The sequence below is a fragment of the Glutamicibacter sp. AGC46 genome (assembly GCF_053543715.1).
On the sequence record NZ_JBLVOJ010000009.1, the window covers coordinates 32,825 to 51,257 of the forward strand.

Below are 18,433 nucleotides of genomic sequence, written 5' to 3' on the forward strand. Positions count from 1 at the left end.
GTTACATCTCCTGATGCTTGAAAATTTCCAACCTATCAATCCAAGCACCCTGACAAGCCATAAAGCTATGAACCGCGCTACAGTAAGCGATCAATAATCTTTCGCTTGGCCCATGAATATGGAGGATATATTGCGCTCAGGGTATCAACGACGGTTGTTTTGTTGAATTCCGAGCGCATCTGCGAAAGCCGTTCGAACCCGTGCTTGCCGTGGTAGGCCCCCATTCCGCTCGGTCCCACACCGCCGAAAGGCAGGGTTGGAACGATCATCTGGGCCAACGGAGCATTATGCACAATGGAGCCGGCTCGCACCCGATCAGAGAAAATCGACTGCAGGCGCGGGCTTTCGCTCATCAGGTAAGCGGCCAGCGGCGACGGCCGCCGGGCAATGAATTCGAGGGCTTCCTCGAAGGTTTCCACTTCGATCACCGGCAGGATCGGACCGAAAATCTCTTCGGTCATCAAACTTCCCTCGAGGTCCACATTGCGCATGATGCTCGGCGCGATGCGCAGGGTATCCTCGTCGTACTCGCCGCCGAAAACCACCTCGCCTTGCTCGAACATCGACAGCAGCCGCTCAAAGTGCTTGCGGCTGACGATGCGGCCAAAGTCCGGATGGGTCAGCGGTTCCTTGCCGTAGAAGCTGGTGATGGCCTGGCCCAGGCGCCTGATGAGCTCAGACGAGTCGCCCACGCTCAATACGTAATCCGGCGCCACGCAGGTCTGGCCGGCATTCATGAACTTGGCGTAAGCCAAGCGCTTCGCGGAAGCCAACGAATCGTTCTCCACCACGGCCGGCGATTTTCCGCCCAATTCCAAGGTGGTAGGCGTCAGATGCTTCGCGGCCGCGGCAGCCACGATCTTGGCCACGCGTTCGCCGCCGGTGTAGAAAATGTGGTCCCAGCGGGCGGCAAGCAACTCGGTGGAGGTATCCACGCCGCCTTCAACTACCGCGTAAACCCGTTCGTCGAGGTAGACCGGGAGGAACTTGGCCAAGGCGCCTGAGGTCGCAGGAGCCAGCTCGGATGGCTTGATGACCGCAGCGTTGCCGGCAGCAATGGCCGCGACCAGCGGTGCGAGCACCAGCTGAACCGGATAGTTCCAGGCTCCGATAATCAGCACGACCCCCAGCGGGCGCGGCTCGACCTTGGCCATGGCTGGCTGCAAGGCCAGCGGAACCTTGACACTGGTGGAATCCATCCACTCAACGAGGTGGCGCTGGGCGAAATCTATTTCCGCGCGCACCACGTCGATTTCGGAGAATTTGGCTTCGGTGGCACTCTTGCCCAAGTCCTCAGCCAAGGCCTGGACGAAGTCTTCCAGATGCTCTTCCAGCATCTTCTCCAGTGCCTTGAGCTGCTGCAGGCGGAAGCGTCGCGGATGCGTGATCCGCGTGTCCGCAGAACGCCGCAAATGACTCAGAACTGTTGCTATGCGCGATGGATGCTCGTCCACCGGAGGTGCGGAATCACCGACCGGTTCGGGCAACGGAGTGGAAGTAAACAGACCCATGATTTGAGCGTACGTCACTGGGACTATTTTTCATCGTTTAATTCGCCAGAGGATTCAATATGTATCAAATAGTTGATACATTGATTTCCATGAACCAGTTCTCGGCGAGCGCCATATCCATCGCTTTCGTTGCCGCAATCATCTGCGTTTGGTTGCGTTCGGTGGCGCACAGGCGTGGAACACCAGCTATCGACCGGGCCCGATCCCACTCGTTCTGGTGCGCATTGATCGCATTCTTTGCTTCAACCTCATGGGATTTGTCTGAGACCTGGCGCGTTTCAATGACCGAGCCCAATTCAGGTTCGGCTCTCGCTGAAGCACTCACTCCGGGGATCTGGGTTCTTCTGGTTTACCTCATCGGCTTGTTCACTTGGCCCAAGGAACTCCAGCCAGTGCGCACCGCTTCATTAGAGGCCCGCAGCCTGACAACTCCATTTCCCAAGGCCCTAGGGGCTTTCGTTGGGCTTTTGCTGCTGATCGCGGTCGGCTCCCTGTGGCCGGCGTCCAAAGTCGAAGGGCTCGTTGGCGTTCCGGCCTCGGAATTCACGACCTTTGATTTTGACGGCATCTATTCATACACGTCGGAGGGTCCGTATGATGGGCGGTTGCCGGGCACACAGATGCTCCCGGTATTCATCGTGGCCCTGGCAGGGATCATCGTGGCCGCGGCTGTGATTACCGTAGTTATCCTGAAAAGACCTGCCTTGGCCGGCATCTCGGCCGAAGACAACCAAGCGTTGCGCACGGTCTGGCTCAACCGCTTGATGCGCAATATCGGCATCGTCTTGCTGGCCTTCACCGTGTCGGTGGTCAATTACTCGCAGGCTAATTCGCCGGATGGACAGTACGAGTTCGTTAGCTATGGCGCCCTTGCGGTCGCCCTCACGTTGCTCTTCTGGGGACCGCGCTCTACATTCTCAGCTCAATCCACCACCAGGGAACGGACCGCCTTCTCGCGTTTGCGTGATCAACTATTCACCTTGCAATACGTAACTGCAGCACTCACCTTGCTCAGCGTTGCAATCGGCTGGTCATTCTTGCCACTGGATGACGAGCTCCAGATGCCTACCAATGAGCGAACTACGTGGATCCTAATGATCTTTGCCGGTGCGGCTTTGAGCTATGCCGTTCTCAATGCGCTTTATCTCAGCTACGTCAGCACGGTGGCCCGGCAGGCGTCTGCAGCACCCAAGTACCACGCGCCCCTGCCCTTGTGGTCCTACATCGCCGCTGGCTTGCTGTTTGCCACCAGCACCTATTTTCTGCTCGATCCGCCGCTGGACTATTTGTGGGGCTTCGTGCCTCCAGGCAAGACAATGGTTGCAGGATTGATCCTGCTGTTGCTGGCAACCCATCTTGGATTCGTCTGGTTCTACCGCCGGGCAATTATTCCCTGGGCTGTCTCGTCGGCCGAAGAAATCTGGTACCGCAAGGTCCTGGAACTGCGTTCAATGCGTGTTAACACCAGTGCAGTGGTAGCCATGCTGCTCATTGGCTACGGATTCCCGGCCGGGCTGGGACTCTTTGCATTGCTCATCTTCGTTGTCCCAGCAGTCATTTTCCTAGAGCGCCCCGGTAGCGCCTTCGTGCGGGAACATCAGCCGGCAGCTACTTCATGAGCACGCAGATCAGTGTTGACCTCCAAGCAGCTACCCCGCCCTATGAGCAGATCCGCTCGCAGATTGCTTCACTGATCTCCTTGGGAGATCTGCCCTCGGGGAGCAAGCTGCCTACTGTGCGTGCGCTGGCCACGGACCTCGGCGTCGCTGCCGGTACAGTGGCGCGCGCCTACAAGGAGCTGGAAGCCGAAGAGCTGATCACCTCCCGGCGCCGTGCCGGCACAGTGGTCAACGAGCGGCCGCAGCCGGTGGATACCAGTGAAGATCTCCTGGCCGCCGTGGATCACCTCTGGGCGTTGGCGGCCGCGCAGAAGGTGGATGCGGCCACGCTCAAGGCCTTGGTGGCGCGGCGCGAGCGTAAGTAACTTGTCCTCGGAACCGGTTGTGCGTACGCTCTATGGCAGTGACACGGGGTGTCGGATCAACCGACTGAGATAAGACCCGTAGAACCTGATCTAGTTCACGCTAGCGGAGGGATGTCGCATGGCTTTGCATGCAGTTGCCCAAAAATACCGGCAACAATCACCTTTGGTTTTTTGCCTGACCAATACCGTCGTATCCAATTTCACCGCCAATGTCTTGCTGGCATCCGGGGCTTCCCCGGCCATGACGGATCTGCCCGGAGAGGCCGGCCCATTCGCGCAGGCAGCTTCAGCCGTATTGGTGAATTTGGGAACTCCAAGCACTGAACAGCTGACCGCTATGGAAGAAGCTGTGCAGTCGGCGAGCGCTGCAGGCACCCCGTGGGTCCTGGATCCAGTGGCGGCGGGAGCGCTTCCGGTGCGCACGGAGTTTGCCCGGCGCATTGTCCGGCAACGCCCGACCCTGATTCGCGGCAACGCCTCGGAAATCCTGGCCCTGGCCGGCCGGCAATCTGCTTCGCGCGGGGTCGATGCCTTGGATGAGGTCTCTGCCGCCTTGGCGGCGGGACGCGAACTGGCCACGGAGCACGACTGCGTGGTGGCCATTTCCGGCCAGGCTGACGCCATCATCGACGCCACGCGTACCGTCTTGGTGCATACCAACGGAATTGGCTTGACCCGGATGACAGGTGGCGGCTGCGCCTTGGGCGCGGTCTGCGCCGGAATGGTTGCGGTCCACGATGACCCGTTCGAGGCCACCATCGCAGCCCACGGTTTCTATGGCCTGGCCGCGGAAAAGGCCCTGGCTGGCAGCTCCGGTCCGGGCAGCTTCGCAGTTGCCTTCCTTGATGCGCTGTCGGCTGCCGATCCCGGGGAACTGAAGACTTTGAAGTACGAGGAATTGAACCATGCATAATTACGGCGCTTATCTAGTAGCCAACACTGCCAGCTGCACCCCACGCAGCACCCTGGAAGTTATCGACGGCGCCGTCGCCGGAGGGATCGGGTGGATCCAGCTGCGCGCCAAGGATGAAAGCGCCCGGGAATTCTTCGAGCTGGCCTGCGCGGCTGCCAAGCTCACCGAGGGCAAAGCCCAGTTGCTGATCAATGACCGCATTGACGTCTACCTCGCGGCACGGGCTGCTGGCGCAGCAGTGAACGGAGTCCATATCGGGCAAAAAGATGTGCCGGTACAGCTGGCTCGCCAGATCATTGGCGAGGGCATCATCGGCTTGAGTGCTTCCAGCGATGAGCAATTGGCCCAGGCGAACAAGGACGCCTCGGTGATCGACTACCTCGGTGTAGGAGCCATCCGCGCCACTCCGACGAAAAAAGACCATCCTGTTCCCCTGGGGCTGGACGGCTTTGCGCGAGCCGCTGCCTTGGCCAAGCTGCCCTGCGTAGCGATCGGCGCAATTACCCAAGACGATGCCGCCGCGATCCGCGCCGGCGGCGGCGCAGGCCTGGCCGTGGTCCGCGCCATCTGCAACGCCGAAGATCCGCAACTTGCCAGCGCGCAGCTGGTCGCAGCCTGGGAGGCCTCGAAATGAACATCCTATCCATCGCAGGCTCCGATCCTTCCGGCGGCGCCGGAATCCAAGCGGATCTGAAGGCCATTGCCGCCAACGGCGGCTACGGAATGTGCGTGATCACCGCTTTGACTGCGCAAAACACCCATGGGGTATCCGGAGTTCAGGCGATCAGTGGCGATTTCGTCCTCGCGCAGCTCGAAGCCGTGAGCACAGATATCCGCATCGATGCGATCAAGATCGGGATGCTGGCCAACGCCGAGGTGATCCGCGCAGTCACCCGCTGGCTGGAAACTGTTGACGCCCCCGTCGTGCTGGACCCGGTCATGGTGGCGACCAGCGGGGATCGCCTGCTCGACGACGAATCCGCCCTTGATTCGCTGCTGGATCGCGCCACGGTGATTACCCCGAACCTGCTGGAGCTGGCCAGCTTGCTGCGCGAGCCTGTGGCCCCTTCCTGGGACGAAGCCCTGCGCCAGGCCCAGCGGCTGGCTGCCAAGCACGACACGCTGGTGCTGGCCAAGGGCGGGCACCTGGCCGGGGCGGATTGCCCCGATGCCCTGGTGTCGGCGGGCGGGGTGCAACTGGAGCTGCACGGCCCGCGCCATGCCACCAGGAACACCCACGGCACCGGCTGCACCCTTTCCAGCACTCTGGCTACCCGCTTCGCTGCCACTGGAGATTGGATCGCCGCGTTGGAGCAGTCCAAGTCCTACCTCTCCAAGGCCATCGCAGCGGCCGACCAATTGCAGGTGGGCAGCGGCCACGGCCCGGTCAACCACTTCATCGACTTCTTCGGCACGGCAGATCCCATGGGCGACTGGTGGCAGAAGATCCAGCCGATCCGCGAGGAAATCGACCAGCTGGATTTCATCACCCGGCTATCCGAGGGCACCTTGGACCGGGATGACTTCCACTACTACATCGCCCAGGATGCGCTGTATCTGCTGCGTTACGCCAAGGTGCTTTCGCTGGCCAGCTCGATGGCGCCGGATCTCGGTGCCCAGCGTTTCTGGTCGCGTGGCGCCAACGGCATCCTCGATGGCGAGCTGCAGCTGCACGGCAGCTACCTGGATGAGTTCGCTGATACGCCCAGCGCCACCACGCTGAACTACACCAACCACCTGGCCGCCAGCCAGGAGAGCTACGGGGAGCTGATTGCCGCGATCCTGCCTTGCTACTGGCTGTACCAGGACATCGGCAAGCGGCTGGCGGCAGCCAACCATGCCGAGCATCCTTATCGGCAATGGCTGGAAACCTATGCATCCGAGGAATTCGATTCCGCCACCGAGCAGGCCATCGAAATGGTCCGCCAGGCGTTCGAGCAGGCAGATCCGCAGCTGCGGGCCCGCATGGAGGCCGCTTTCATCCGCTCCGCGGAACATGAGCGCTCTTTCTTCGCGCAGGCGCACGAGAACCGAGTAGACTTCTCTACGGCCTAAAACCCGCAGGGCCCGGGAAGAGGAATCATGAGTTGGAGCATTCACGGCAACGGCAGGACCATCACCCCAGGTGAGGTAGTTGCCCCGGATGAGCGGCTGCATTGGCCGCAGACCGTTTCCATCGGAGCCCAGCACATCCTGGCGATGTTCGGCGCCAGCATCCTGGTGCCAACCATCACCGGCTTCCCGGTCACCACGACCTTGCTGTTCACCGGCCTGGCCACCGTCATCTTCTTGCTGATGACCAGGAACAAGGTGCCCAGCTACCTCGGCTCGTCCTTTGCGATGATTGCCCCGGTCCTCTCGACCACCCAGTCGCACAGCATGTCCGGCGCGCTGGGCGGCATCGTGATGACCGGGGCCTTGCTGTTCGTTGTCGGGCTGATCGTGCAGAAGACCGGCACCGGCTGGATCCACGCCCTGATGCCGCCGGTGGTCATGGGCACCATCGTGGCGCTCATCGGCCTGAATTTGGCCAGCGCAACGCTGGTTCCCATGACCGAGTTCCCGCTGACCACTTTCCTCACGGTGATCTTTACCGTGGTCGCGACCGTTGCGTTCAAGGGCTTGCTGGGCCGGCTGTCGATCCTCATGGGACTTCTTTGCGGCTACCTTGTTGCACTGGCCCAGGGGCAGGTGAGCTTCAAGGCGGTTGCTGCCGCGGAGTGGATCGGACTGCCAGAATTCCACACCCCGACCTTCCACTTCGACACTGCGCTGATGTTCCTGCCTGCGGTGTTCGTGCTGATCGCCGAGAACATCGGCCATGTGCGCACCGTGGGCGTGATGACCAATCGCGACCTGTCGAAGTTCAACGGCCGTGCGCTGATGGCCGATGGCGCTGCCAGCGTGCTCGCCGGTTTCGGCGGCGGTTCGGCCACGACCACCTATGCCGAGAACATCGGCGTGATGGCCGCTTCGCGCGTGTACTCGACCGCGGCCTACTGGATCGCTGCGATTGTGGCCGTGGCCCTGGCCTTCCTGCCGAAGTTCGGCGCATTGATCGGCACCATTCCAGAAGGCGTGATCGGCGGCTTGGGCATCGTGCTCTACGGCATGATCGGCATCGTCGGCGCGCGCCTGTGGATCGAGGCGAAGGTCGATTTCGGCAACCCGATCAACTTGATGACCGCCGGCACCGGCCTGATCATCGCCATTGCAGTGACCAAGGAAATCGCCTTCGGCCAGCTCCAACTGGGCGGCATCGCCCTGGGCTCGATCGCCACCTTGGTGGTCTTCCACCTGATGAGTATCGTCGCCAAGATGCGCGGCAACGATTTGGCGGACTCGCAGAAGCCTGCGGATAGCTAGCAAATAAATTCCCCGCAGGCCGGCATCGCGAGAACTCGCAATGCCGGCCTGCTTTTTTGCCAAGAATTCGGGAGCTGGCCAGTCATGAAGCGGCGACGCGCACTGGGCCTCCCCCGGTCTTGAAGTAAGGACTCCTTCCAATTTGTGATCGATCTCCCATAAAAAATCGGGAAATCGGGATTCTGCGGCTCTCGAATCCGATAGCATGGCTCATTGTGACTGCGACTACATCAGACGGAAAACTCTCCGCGCGGCTCATCTTCATCGCCCTCGGGGCGGCATTGGGTGGGTTCGTTTTCGGATATGACTCATCAATCGTTAACGGCACCGTGGACGCTGTCGAGCACGAATTCGGGCTCAACGCGGTAACCATCGGATTCACCGTTTCCTGCGCCCTGCTCGGCGCAGCACTGGGAGCCTGGATAGCGGGTGTGGTCTCCGAACGCGTGGGACGCGTGCGCACCATGCTCTTCGCCTCCATCCTCCTGGCAGCATCAGCCATCGGCTGCGGCCTGTGCTTCGGCGTAGCCGACCTGATCATCTGGCGCATTGTCGGCGGCATCGGCGTGGGCGCGCCTCGGTGATCGCCCCTGCCTACATTGCCGAAGTCTCCCCGGCCGCGCATCGCGGACGCCTGGGCACCATGCAGCAGATGGCCATCGTGCTGGGCATCTTCGTGGCCTTCCTGGTCAGCGCGCTGCTGGTCTTCGTCATGGGCTCGGCGGATGCCGTCGGCTTGTTAGGCCTGGCGGCCTGGCGCTGGATGTACCTGTCGCTGCTGGTTCCAGCAGTGCTCTACGGCCTGCTCTCGCTGCGCCTGCCCGAATCTCCCCGCTACCTGGTCGAGCGCGGCCGCTTCGTTGAAGCAGCTACCGTGCTGACCCGCGATATGGGCATGAACGCCGGCACGGATACCGAAAAGAAGATCGAAGAGATCCGCTCCACCGTGCACATCGAGCGCCGCCAGGTCTTCAAGGACCTGCTGGGCCGCTTCGGCTTCCACCCGCTGGTGTGGGTCGGCATCCTGCTCTCGGTCTTCCAGCAGTTCGTCGGCATCAACGTGATCTTCTACTACTCCACGACGCTGTGGAAGTCCGTCGGCTTTGCCGAATCGGATTCCTTCACGATTTCGCTGATCACCTCGGCGACCAACGTGCTGGCAACGATCGTGGCGGTGCTGCTGATCGACGTGCTGGGACGCAAGCTGCTGCTCACCATCGGCTCGGCCATCATGACCTTGTCGCTGGGCATGATGGCGGTAGCGTTCGCGCAGTCGGTCACCATCGACGGCGCCGTGTCGCTGCCGGGCAGCTGGGGCATCGTCGCCCTGGTCTCGGCCAACCTGTTCGTGGTCGGCTTCGGCGCCACCTGGGGTCCGGCCGTATGGGTATTGCTCGGCGAGATCTTCCCGAACTCGATCCGCGCCATGGCACTCGGAGTGGCAGCCTCGGCGCAGTGGATCGCCAACTTCGCCGTTTCCACCACCTTCCCGGCCCTCGCCGAGGCAGGCTTGGCATTGGCCTACGGCATCTACGCATTCTTCGCGCTGCTTTCCCTGATCTTCGTGATCTTCCTGGTCAAGGAAACCAAGGGGCGCCAACTCGAGGAGATGACCCTCTAGGCACCACCCGCAGGGCATTGCGGATTGCGCAAAGGAGGCAGGAACCAAGATGGTTCCTGCCTCCTTTTGCGTGCCCGGATGCTTACCAGGCCTTGTTGGGCACATCCACGCCGACGTCGCTTTGCAGCGAGAGCACATGCTCCAAGCTTGGCCGCCCTTCCAGCGTCGGGCCCTGGCCGGCGAGCGCCACGCTGACTGTCTGCCCCGGCTGCAGGTCCACCTGCTGGCCGCGCACCCAGATCGGACGGGAGAAGGCTCCGTGCAGGGTGAAATCAATGGCTTCAGCCCGCAAGCCCACGGAAATCCTCATGCCCCGCCACCCGAGGTTGAAGCGCAGGGCCCGCCATTTCTCCGGGAGCCGCGGATCAAAGCGCAGCTGGTCGTCATCGTCGCGCAGTCCCGCGAAGCCGTAGATCAGCGCCGACCAGACGCCACCGGTCGATGCCACATGCACGCCGTCAGCGGTATTGCCATGCAGGTTTTCCAGATCCACGTTCAGCGCGTGCTCGAAATACTCCCAGGCAAGATCGCGGTAGCCCACCTCGGCGGCGAGAATCGATTGCACTGTCGCCGACAGTGTCGAGTCGCCCGTAGTCAGCGGGTCATAGTAGTTGAAATCCGCAAGTTTCTGCTCGGCGGTGAAATCGCTGGAACGCAGCCACAAAGCCAGCACCGCGTCGGCTTGCTTGATGACCTGGAAGCGGTAGATCACCAGCGGATGGTAGTGCAGCAGCAACGGCCGCTTATCCGCACCGGTATTGGCCAGGTCCCAGACTTCGCGGTTCAAGAAATGCTCGTCCTGGGGGTGGATTCCGACCGTTTCGGAATACGGGATGTGCATGCAATCAGCGGCCTTGAGCCACAGGGCGATCTCCTCGTTTTCCAATGAGTGCCTGCTGGCCAGTTGCGCGAACTCGCGCGGATGCTCTTGGGCCATTTCGGCCAGCAGCTGGGCGCTGCGGCGCAAATTGAAGCGCGCCATGACATTGGTGTAGAGGTTGTCGTTGACTACCGCGGTGTACTCATCGGGCCCGGTGACCCCATGGATATGGAAACGCTCATTGCCCTGCTCGCCACGCCAGAACCCCAGCGAGGCCCACATGCGCGCAGTTCCCACGAGGATTTCGGCGCCGCCGGCCAGCAGGAACTCGTCATCCTCCATGACCCCGAGGTACCGGTTGAGCGAATACACCACGTCGGCATTGATATGGTACTGCGCAGTGCCAGCCGGATAATAGGCGCTGGCTTCCTCGCCGTTAATCGTGCGCCACGGGAAGAGCAGGCCTTCCTCGTTCATGATCAGCGCCCGCCGGGTCGCTGCAGGAATCATCGAGACCCGGGCGCGGAGCGTGTTGCGCGCCCACTGCTGGTTCGTATAGGTCAAGAACGGCATCACATAGATTTCGGTATCCCAGAAATAGTGCCCGGAATAGCCGTTGCCGCTCACGCCCTTGGCGCTGATGCCCAGGCCGTCGGCACGTCCGGCAGCTTGGGCGAGCTGGAACAGGTTCCAGCGGATCTTGCGCTGCAGCTCGGGCTCATCGCTCTCCACCACCACATCGCTGCGGTCCCAGTAGTCGGCCATGAAACGGCGCTGGGTGCGGAAGTGCTCGTCAATCCCCAACGGCACCAGGTGCTCCAAGGCCCGCTCAGAACGCAAGAGCATCTCCTGGGCAGGATGGCGCCGCGAGGAGTGGTAGACCGCGTACTTGGAGACGCGCACGCCTTGCCCGGCTTCCAGCCTGGTGCTGATCACTTCATCGGCGCGGTCATCGTCCACCTTGCGGACCACGGACAGCTCCGCCTGCGCTCCGCCAGTGGTGGCCACCTCGTGCTCCACCATTGCTGCTACCGACATCCCGGATCCGAAGACCTGGTACGAGATGCCCAGCCGGGCGCCATCGCGGTGGGTGCCCGCCGGATGCAGCGGGTTGGCCCTGGCTTCCTCGCTCTTGCGCGGATCGGCAGGAACCCCGGCATCGGTTTCCTCCGGGGAAGCCACCTTCCGGCTGGAGCGGTACCCGATGACCGAAGACTGGATCAGCACCTGCGCCGGAGCATCGAGCAGGCGCACGTGCACGTCCTGCAGCGCCACGTGGCGATCCGTGAAGGAAATCATTGAGCGGGCAGTGACGGCTACCCGGTGCCCCTCGGCAGTTCGCCACAGGGTGTGCGCGGTCAGCGTCCCGTCAAGGAAATCCAGGCGCAGCTCATCACGCAGCATCTCCGTGCGGCCGACTTCCAGGGCTTCGTCATTGATGAACACGCGCATGGTCCGGAAATCCGGGGCGCTGATCATGGTCTGTCCGGTTTCGGCCAGCCCGAAGGCGCTCTCGGCATGGCGGATTTCCCAGGTCTCATGCAGCCCGTTGATGAATGTGCCACCTCCTTGGTCCCCCAGACCCAGTTGCGCAGCCCGTGCACCCAGAAAACCGTTGCCCAGGGAGAAAACGGTGTCTTCGGCGCCATCGCTGTCTCGCTGGTTCCCGCGCCACAGCGACCAGGAGTCCTCTTCCCAGGCCTTGGCTGCTTGCTCGGAGACCAGTTCGGAAAGGTCATGAACCACAAAATGGGCCCCTGCATCCAGCAAGGCGGCCTCATTGCCTTCGCGGGCCACGCCGATGACGCCGAAGCCTCCGGCACGCGCTGCCCTCACCCCGCTGGTGGCATCCTCGATGACGGCGCATTCTTCCGGACGCCAACCCAGATCGGCGGCGGCAGCCAGGAACGTGTCCGGGGCCGGTTTGCCCGCCAGCCGGCGCGCAGCAGCTTCCTGGCCGCTCATCACCAACGGGAAGTGCTCGGCCAGTCCTGCGGCAGCCAGTACCACGCGGGCATTGCGCGAGGAGGACACCACCGCGACGTCCAGCCCGGCATCCAGCACCTGTTGCAGGTAGGCCACGGAGCCGGCATAGGGGTCGATCCCGTCGCGCTGCAGCACTTGGGTGAACTTTTCATTCTTCATATTGCCCAGCGCGCAGATGCTGCCTTCCCCCGGCAGATCGCTTTCATCCCCGCGGGGCAAGCGGATGCCGCGGGATTCGAGGGTGGCCGCCACCGCGTCATAACGCGGACGGCCGTCAAGCAGGTTGAAATAGTCCTCGGAAGTGTATGGGGCCACGCCCGGGTGCTTGTCGAAAAAGGTGGTGAAAAGTTCTTCCCATGCCTTGCGATGCAGCAACGCGGTAGGAGTGATCACGCCATCCAGATCAAAGAGGACGGCCTTGTAATCACGATGTCGGTACTCAGGACGAAAAGCGTTCACAATCGAAATCCTTCGAAAGAGGAGCGAATTACTGGCCGTAGTCCTTACCGTAGCAACTGAACGCGCTTGCTTCGACATACTACGATAAGAATGTGGCTCAGTGGATAGATGTATGGAATAGCGAAGACTGGCGTGAGGCAACCGCCGAGTGGATCGATGCTGCGTGCGAGGCATATGGCATTCAGCGCACCGCAGGACCGGATTTTTGGCCCGCAGATTTGCACCAGATTCAGGCGGCGGTTCAGACCGGTGCCGCAGATCTGATCTTCAGCGCCAACGCTCCGGGGCTGGCTTCGGAACCAGCGACCACGGTCGCTGCCGGCCAGCTGCTGCCCGATCGCGTGGTGATGCCACTGGCTATCGACCGGATCGCCGGCTACATGCTCAGCCCGGATTTCGGGCACACCCTGGCGGATCTGGGCGATTCGGTGGAGAACTGGGAGCTGGCCATGGCCTCGCTCGGTTCCTTCCAGGTCGCGCTGATGGGCCACGAGGAAGAATTCTTTGATTCCGGGGTCACCGTGGTGGACCCGCAGTTCCTGCCCGAGCAGTACGAGCAGGCGCTGATGATGCATGTGTCCCTGGACCCGGCACACCCGCTGTACCTGGAGGGATCCATGGCGGACAAGATGGTTTCGCATCTCGATGAGTTGAGGAGGGCCACCGCTGCCCTTCATGCCGGTGCGGTGCCGTTGAGCATCGAGCACGGCAACTTCGATCTGTCGCAGGTGGTGGTTCCTGCCGAGGCCGGAGACCACGGCCGCATCCTGAATCTGTCCTCCGCGCACTGGGCTCACCCCTTCTCATCCCTGAACACGCCGCTGGCCGCCATGTGCGAAGCGTGGGATTGCGATACCGGTGATGAGCGCGTGATGAAGGTGCTTTTCGCGTACCTGGACCAGTTCTCTGCCTACGGCTCAGCAGATGAGCTGTACGACCTGATTAATCCAGCCTGCCTGGTTGCGCCGCTGTCGCAGCACGAGACCTGGTTGCGCCTGCTCCTGGATGCCAGCGACGAGCAACTGCAGGAGCACGCCGAGACCGTTTTGGGAACCCTGGATATCTCCTAGGGCCGCAGTTCAAGAGCCCAGAACCCTGGCCAGCAAGGCCGCGTCATCGCTCATGATGGCGTCGGCCTTGCGCTCCATCAGCAGCCGCATGGTCGGCTCGTCGTTGATGACCCAGACATGCACCTGGGCGCCGGCTCGGTGGACCGCCTTGATGAATCGACGGGTCGCTACCGGCAGCATGCCCTGGTTCAGCGGCACCTGGACCGCCCAGAAGCCTGCCAGCAGCCGCTTGGGAACCCAGCCCAGCAGGTGGGCGCACAGCCAGATGGCGACAATTTCCCGTTGACCCGGCGAGCGCCGTATCGGAGCGGAAAGCAGGTGGCCGACCGCGGCGCTGCGTGCCGTGGAGAAGGACGCGAGGGCAATTTGCCGATGGGCTTTCCTGCGCTCGATGAGCTCGGCCAGCGGGCCGATCACGTGCTCGTCCTTGACGTCCAGGTTCAGTGTGGCGTGCGGGAACGCGTCGAGCAGTGCATCAAGCGTGCACAGCGGTTCCCCGCCGGCCCGCACCGTTGCCAGCTGCTCGTCGGTGAAGTCGTTGAAATTCCCGCTCGCGTCGGTTACCCGGTCCAGGCTCTGGTCATGGAACAGGTAGACCGTGCCGTCGGCGGAGGCGTGCACATCCGACTCCAGATGGGTGATGCCCAGGTCTGCGGCGCGCTGGAAGGCTGCCAGCGTGTTTTCCTCGTTGCCCGTGCGTACGCCGCGGTGCGAAAAGGCGTAGGTCATTTCAGCAGGCCTTCAATGACCTGGGCTACCCCGTCATCGGCCAGCGAGGGTGCACGGAAGCGGGCGGAAGCCAGCGCCATGGGGTGTCCGGAGGACATCGCGTAGCCGTGGCCGGCGTATTCGAGCATTTCGATGTCGTTGGGCATGTCGCCGAAGGCCATCACTTCAGCTGCGGCAATTCCCAGGCGCTGGCAGTATTCATGCAGCGTGGTGGCCTTGTGGATATCCACATGCGCCATTTCCAATAGGGAAACGTCGAAGGCGGAGTGGGTCACCGATACCAGTTCTGCCAGCTGCGGCTCAACCGAGGAATAGAACTTGTCTATCGGCAGGTGCTGGGAGCGGGCAAGGAATTTCACGATGCCCTCGGAATCAATTGACTCGCTAGCCAGATCCAGGACTGCCTGCACCCCGAAGTTGTGGTGGCGGTCGGCAAAGCCTTCACCCAGGTGCAGCCCCTTGGTGGTCTCGGCAGCGAAGGACGCGCGCGGTTCCAGCTCCAGGATGATTTCGCTCGCCCGCCGCGCGGTAGCCGCGCTGAGCGTGCGCGACCAGATCACTTCGTCTTGTTCCAGGTCGTAGAGCACCGCGCCATTGGAGCAGATGACCGTGCCCATCCCGCCGAAGGCTTCAATGATCGGGCTCAGCCAGCGGAAGGGGCGTCCGGTGACAAAGACGATCTGGATGCCAGCGTCGCGGGCTTGGATGAAGGCACGTTGGGTGCGTTCGGAGATGGTGCCGTCCTTGGCGACAATGGTGCCGTCGAGGTCCGAGGCGATCAGCTTGATCATCTACAGCTCCTCGCGGCGTGGCGGGTTCGCCCCGGCACGCTGCACGGTCACCGCGGCGGCCAGGGCCGCGAATTCCAGGGCTCGCGAAAGCTCCGCAATCTGCAGCTGGTTCAGCTTTTCGCGGTTGGCTGCGCCAATCAGTCCATGTTCGGCCAGCCAGCACAGCAGCGCGGCGGTGAAGGTATCGCCGGCACCCACGGTATCGGTGACTTCCACCGACGGCGCAGTGAATTCGGCGTCGCCGGCGCGAACGACGCCCCAGGACCCGCGCGAGCCTGCGGTGGACACAACGATCGCCGGACCCATGTCCAGCCAGGCACGGGCCGAGTCCTGGACCGAGCGCATCGGGTACAGCCACTTCAGGTCGATGCCGGAGACCCGCACCACGTCGGCCTGGCCGACGAATCGCTCGACTTCGGCCACGGTCTGCGAATGGTTGGTGACCAGCGACGGGCGCAGGTTCGGGTCGTAGCTGATGGTGGCATGGGTGCGCGCGGCCGAAAGCAGCGGCAGCAGTTCTCCGGGGCTGAACAGGGTGGCGATGGAGCCGGTGTGCACCAGCTCGGCATCCTGGGCCAGCTCCGGCCCGATGGTCGGCATCTGCCAGTAGGCGTTGAACGCGAAGGCCGCGCCGCCGGCCGGGTCGAGGATGCCATGGGCAATGACGGTGGCCTGGTCATCGGCTCCGCCCAGGTATGCCACGTTGTTGTCCTTGAGGTAATCCTCGATCTTGCGGCCTTTGTCATCGGCGCCCCAGCGGGAAATCAAGGTTCCCGGGTACCCCAGGCGGGAGAGCGCAACCGCGACGTTCAACGGGCTGCCGCCAACGAACTCCTGGGCTGGGGCAATGCCGGAGGCCAGGACGTCAACGAGGGCCTCGCCGATCACGGTCGGGTTCATGCTGCTCCTTCAGTAGTGCAGTGGGGACAGGGCACGCACGCAGGCAGCCCATTGGCTGCTGTGCGGATCGATCCAGGTGTAGTGGTCGCCCGCGAACAGCGAGAAGCTGTGCTCCTGTCCGAGCGCAGCGGCTTTCTGGGCTGCGATACGGGCAATTCTTACCGGAACATCGCCATCGTCCCGTCCATGAAAGATTACGACACGGGCATGCATTGGCCATAATTCCACCGGATTGCAGGCGCCCAATGGCGCGCCTGCGAGCATCTCGTCCACCGCGCTGCCGCTGAGCTTCAGGCGCTGCGCCGTTTCAAGGTCCAGGACCCCGGCCTGGCTGATCACCTGGGAGACCCGTGCATCATGGGCGGCCAACACGCAGGCCAATTGCGCTCCGGCTGAATGGCCGATCAGCGTGATCGGCCCTTCTTCCTTGACCAGGCCCAGCGCGCGCCGGGCATCGGCCAGCATTTTCGCCGCGCTGCCCGGCCCACGCCGGTATTCGAGGTTGTAGGCAGGGATCCCGCGGGCGGCGAGATCCTCTGCCAGGGGCACGCCGAGGCTAGCGGTGTACTTTTCACGCCAGTATCCGCCGTGGATGATCATCACCGCTCCGCGAGCGGTGGTGCGTTCCGGCTCGTAGAACTGGACCTGCTGGTCCGGGTGCGCCCCGTAGTGCATGGTCGGCGCCCCGGCTAGTTGCCCGGGAAGACCGCGGCGCGCTTTTCGACGAAGGCGGCACGGCCTTCCACCGAGTCGGCGGTTCCGAAGGCCTGCTGGAAGGACTGTGCTTCAACCAGCAGGGCGTCATGGGTGTTCAGCGCGTCCATGTCCACCATCGCGGCCTTGGCATTGCCAACGGCCGTCGGTGCCACCTTCGCGATCTCCTCGATGGTGGCCACGGCCTGGTCAATCAGTTCCCCGGCCGGGACAACGCGGTTGGCCAGGCCAATGCGCAATGCTTCCTCGGACTTGATGCGGCGGCCGGTGAAAACCAATTCACGGGCCATCGCGTTGCCGACACGTCGCGGCAGGCGCACCATGCCGCCAAAGCCGGGCACCAGCCCGAGGTTGACCTCCGGCTGCCCAAAGCTGGCCGTCTCGGAAGCGTAGATGAAATCGCAAGCCAGGGCGAGTTCGCAGCCGCCGCCCAGGGCGAAGCCGTTGACTGCGGCGATCACTGGAACCTGCAGCTTCTCCAGGCGTTCGGTGACCGCGTGCATCTGGCGCCCGTAGGCCAGCGCCGCCGCCGGGTCCATTTCGCGCAGCTGCACGATATTGGCGCCGGCGACAAAGGACTTCTCGCCGGCACCGGTGAGGATCACGCCGCGGTATTCATAGCCGGTGGCCTCGAACCAGTCCAGGAAGGCTTCAAGGTCGTTGACGACCTCTTTTGCCAACGCGTTCAGCGACTTCGGCTGGTTGACGGTCAGGATGAGGGCCGAGCCCTGGGTGCTCAGGCTGAGGGTATCGAATTGCTTCATACCCCTAACTCTCTCACGTAACGCGCGTCACGTATTGGATTGTCAGCGGTGCTTGCGTGGCTTTGCCTTGGCACCCTGTGGCTTCTTGGATGAGCTCTTGGCCTGCTGTTTTGCCTTGGCTTGGGCTTTCGCCTTGGCCTTCTTCTGCTCATTGACGCGCTTGGCCTTCTGCTCCTGATTGCGCACCGAAGTCTGGCGCGAGGAGCTGGCGGTACGTCCGCGCACAATGCCGATGAATTCTTCGAGCAAGGCGGTGTCTTCGGTGGCGGTAGGCCAGGCGATGCCCACCTGGGTTGGCGAACCGTCGTCAATGAAGCGCACCACCACGTCCTTGCGGGCGAAGAGCCGGGCAATGGACTGCGTGGTGCGCAGCACCTGGGCGCCGGAAGCGACAACTTCCATCGCTACCGGAATGCCGCCCACGGATTCCGGGTAGTCGGCCAAGTCGAGTTGCGGGAAGGACTCTACGGTCTCCAGCGGAACGGATTCTTCGAAGTACTCCACGTCGTGGTCTTTGCCCGCGCAGACCACTTCGAGTTCCTCGTAAAGCGGGATGACGTGGCGCGTTGCGTTCTTGGGCGAGTCGCCGCGATAGCGCACGAATACTGCGTCAGCCTCGCCATTGGCCAGCAGATCCAGGATTTCCCCCTCATCCAGGCGCCAGGCTTTCAGCTCGATGGCAGGATAGCGTTCCTGGAAGCGGTCCATCCATTTGCCGGGGGTGACGCCGGTTGCGTAGGCGATTCGAAGTTTCTGCACGGGTTAAGCCTACGCTCTGCCGGGTTAAATGGCGCAGGCGGGGCCC

The 18,433-nt window shown here is 62.7% G+C and carries 16 protein-coding genes, 1 pseudogene and 1 riboswitch; of the genes and pseudogenes, 8 read left to right on the top strand and 9 right to left on the bottom strand.

Going from position 1 to position 18,433, the window contains the following annotated elements:
- Window positions 1-77: 77 nt before the first annotated feature.
- Window positions 78-1,511 (bottom strand): aldehyde dehydrogenase family protein, encoded by a 1,434-nt coding sequence (locus ACNPM8_RS03260; protein ID WP_105658648.1) that lies wholly within the window; start codon window positions 1,509-1,511, stop codon window positions 78-80.
- 64 nt (window positions 1,512-1,575) lie between these two features.
- Entirely contained in the window at window positions 1,576-1,806 is a 231-nt protein-coding gene (locus tag ACNPM8_RS03265; RefSeq protein WP_041648259.1) for a hypothetical protein, read from the bottom strand.
- On the opposite strand from ACNPM8_RS03265, the gene ACNPM8_RS03270 reads away from it, so the two are divergent.
- From ACNPM8_RS03270 to ACNPM8_RS03300, 7 genes and pseudogenes are all read left to right on the top strand, one after another.
- Window positions 1,793-3,130, top strand: coding sequence for a hypothetical protein (locus ACNPM8_RS03270; protein WP_448939296.1), 1,338 nt, complete (start codon window positions 1,793-1,795; stop codon window positions 3,128-3,130). The genes ACNPM8_RS03265 and ACNPM8_RS03270 overlap by 14 nt on opposite strands.
- Window positions 3,127-3,495, top strand: a complete 369-nt coding sequence (locus tag ACNPM8_RS03275) for a GntR family transcriptional regulator (protein WP_105658650.1) — start codon at window positions 3,127-3,129, stop codon at window positions 3,493-3,495. The genes ACNPM8_RS03270 and ACNPM8_RS03275 overlap by 4 nt, the downstream gene beginning before the upstream one ends.
- A gap of 34 nt (window positions 3,496-3,529) precedes the next feature.
- Window positions 3,530-3,624, top strand: a riboswitch (TPP riboswitch).
- The gene (gene thiM / locus ACNPM8_RS03280; RefSeq protein WP_448939297.1) at window positions 3,614-4,408 is read left to right on the top strand and encodes a hydroxyethylthiazole kinase; all 795 of its coding nucleotides are present in this window, start codon (window positions 3,614-3,616) and stop codon (window positions 4,406-4,408) included. Its footprint overlaps the riboswitch before it by 11 nt.
- A complete protein-coding gene (thiE, locus tag ACNPM8_RS03285; RefSeq protein WP_448939298.1) occupies window positions 4,401-5,042 on the top strand; it encodes a thiamine phosphate synthase in 642 nt (213 codons plus the stop codon). The genes thiM and thiE overlap by 8 nt, the downstream gene beginning before the upstream one ends.
- Entirely contained in the window at window positions 5,039-6,463 is a 1,425-nt protein-coding gene (gene thiD / locus ACNPM8_RS03290) for a bifunctional hydroxymethylpyrimidine kinase/phosphomethylpyrimidine kinase (RefSeq protein ID WP_448939299.1), read from the top strand. Before thiE ends, thiD begins: the two co-directional genes overlap by 4 nt.
- A 27-nt stretch (window positions 6,464-6,490) precedes the next feature.
- The gene (locus ACNPM8_RS03295) at window positions 6,491-7,774 is read left to right on the top strand and encodes a uracil-xanthine permease family protein (RefSeq protein WP_105658654.1); all 1,284 of its coding nucleotides are present in this window, start codon (window positions 6,491-6,493) and stop codon (window positions 7,772-7,774) included.
- A 215-nt stretch (window positions 7,775-7,989) separates the two neighbouring features.
- A pseudogene (locus ACNPM8_RS03300) lies at window positions 7,990-9,395 on the top strand (sugar porter family MFS transporter).
- An 82-nt stretch (window positions 9,396-9,477) separates the two neighbouring features.
- On the opposite strand, the gene ACNPM8_RS03305 reads toward ACNPM8_RS03300, so the two are convergent.
- The gene (locus tag ACNPM8_RS03305) at window positions 9,478-12,660 is read right to left on the bottom strand and encodes an HAD-IA family hydrolase (RefSeq protein ID WP_448939300.1); all 3,183 of its coding nucleotides are present in this window, start codon (window positions 12,658-12,660) and stop codon (window positions 9,478-9,480) included.
- Between the two features lie 92 nt (window positions 12,661-12,752).
- Here ACNPM8_RS03305 and ACNPM8_RS03310 point away from each other — a divergent pair, with 92 nt between their 5' ends.
- Window positions 12,753-13,730: a hypothetical protein gene (locus tag ACNPM8_RS03310; protein WP_332486985.1), complete on the top strand. Its 978-nt coding sequence runs from the start codon at window positions 12,753-12,755 to the stop codon at window positions 13,728-13,730.
- 9 nt (window positions 13,731-13,739) lie between these two features.
- Here the strand turns inward: ACNPM8_RS03310 and ACNPM8_RS03315 are convergent, their stop codons facing one another.
- From ACNPM8_RS03315 to ACNPM8_RS03340, 6 genes are read right to left on the bottom strand one after another with little or no spacing between them, the layout of a single operon-like run.
- Window positions 13,740-14,459 (bottom strand): glycerophosphodiester phosphodiesterase family protein, encoded by a 720-nt coding sequence (locus ACNPM8_RS03315; protein ID WP_448939301.1) that lies wholly within the window; start codon window positions 14,457-14,459, stop codon window positions 13,740-13,742.
- The gene (locus ACNPM8_RS03320; protein WP_105658659.1) at window positions 14,456-15,250 is read right to left on the bottom strand and encodes an HAD family hydrolase; all 795 of its coding nucleotides are present in this window, start codon (window positions 15,248-15,250) and stop codon (window positions 14,456-14,458) included. The genes ACNPM8_RS03315 and ACNPM8_RS03320 overlap by 4 nt, the downstream gene beginning before the upstream one ends.
- Window positions 15,251-16,150, bottom strand: coding sequence for a PfkB family carbohydrate kinase (locus ACNPM8_RS03325; protein WP_359189306.1), 900 nt, complete (start codon window positions 16,148-16,150; stop codon window positions 15,251-15,253).
- A gap of 9 nt (window positions 16,151-16,159) precedes the next feature.
- Entirely contained in the window at window positions 16,160-16,825 is a 666-nt protein-coding gene (locus tag ACNPM8_RS03330) for an alpha/beta hydrolase (RefSeq protein ID WP_448939302.1), read from the bottom strand.
- Window positions 16,826-16,839: 14 nt separating this feature from the next.
- Window positions 16,840-17,628, bottom strand: coding sequence for an enoyl-CoA hydratase/isomerase family protein (locus ACNPM8_RS03335; protein WP_105662190.1), 789 nt, complete (start codon window positions 17,626-17,628; stop codon window positions 16,840-16,842).
- Between the two features lie 42 nt (window positions 17,629-17,670).
- Window positions 17,671-18,387 carry a LysR family transcriptional regulator substrate-binding protein gene (locus ACNPM8_RS03340; protein WP_448939303.1) on the bottom strand — a complete coding sequence of 239 codons (717 nt, stop codon included), beginning with the start codon at window positions 18,385-18,387 and terminating at the stop codon, window positions 17,671-17,673.
- Window positions 18,388-18,433: the final 46 nt, after the last annotated feature.

Coding starts and splice junctions, on each gene's coding strand:
- ACNPM8_RS03260 (WP_105658648.1), bottom strand. CDS start 1,511: ATGGGTCTGTTTACTTCCACTCCGTTGCCCGAACCGGTCGGTGATTCC.
- ACNPM8_RS03270 (WP_448939296.1), top strand. CDS start 1,793: ATGACCGAGCCCAATTCAGGTTCGGCTCTCGCTGAAGCACTCACTCCG.
- ACNPM8_RS03275 (WP_105658650.1), top strand. CDS start 3,127: ATGAGCACGCAGATCAGTGTTGACCTCCAAGCAGCTACCCCGCCCTAT.
- thiM (WP_448939297.1), top strand. CDS start 3,614: ATGGCTTTGCATGCAGTTGCCCAAAAATACCGGCAACAATCACCTTTG.
- thiE (WP_448939298.1), top strand. CDS start 4,401: ATGCATAATTACGGCGCTTATCTAGTAGCCAACACTGCCAGCTGCACC.
- thiD (WP_448939299.1), top strand. CDS start 5,039: ATGAACATCCTATCCATCGCAGGCTCCGATCCTTCCGGCGGCGCCGGA.
- ACNPM8_RS03295 (WP_105658654.1), top strand. CDS start 6,491: ATGAGTTGGAGCATTCACGGCAACGGCAGGACCATCACCCCAGGTGAG.
- ACNPM8_RS03315 (WP_448939301.1), bottom strand. CDS start 14,459: ATGACCTACGCCTTTTCGCACCGCGGCGTACGCACGGGCAACGAGGAA.
- ACNPM8_RS03320 (WP_105658659.1), bottom strand. CDS start 15,250: ATGATCAAGCTGATCGCCTCGGACCTCGACGGCACCATTGTCGCCAAG.
- ACNPM8_RS03325 (WP_359189306.1), bottom strand. CDS start 16,150: ATGAACCCGACCGTGATCGGCGAGGCCCTCGTTGACGTCCTGGCCTCC.
- ACNPM8_RS03330 (WP_448939302.1), bottom strand. CDS start 16,825: ATGCACTACGGGGCGCACCCGGACCAGCAGGTCCAGTTCTACGAGCCG.
- ACNPM8_RS03335 (WP_105662190.1), bottom strand. CDS start 17,628: ATGAAGCAATTCGATACCCTCAGCCTGAGCACCCAGGGCTCGGCCCTC.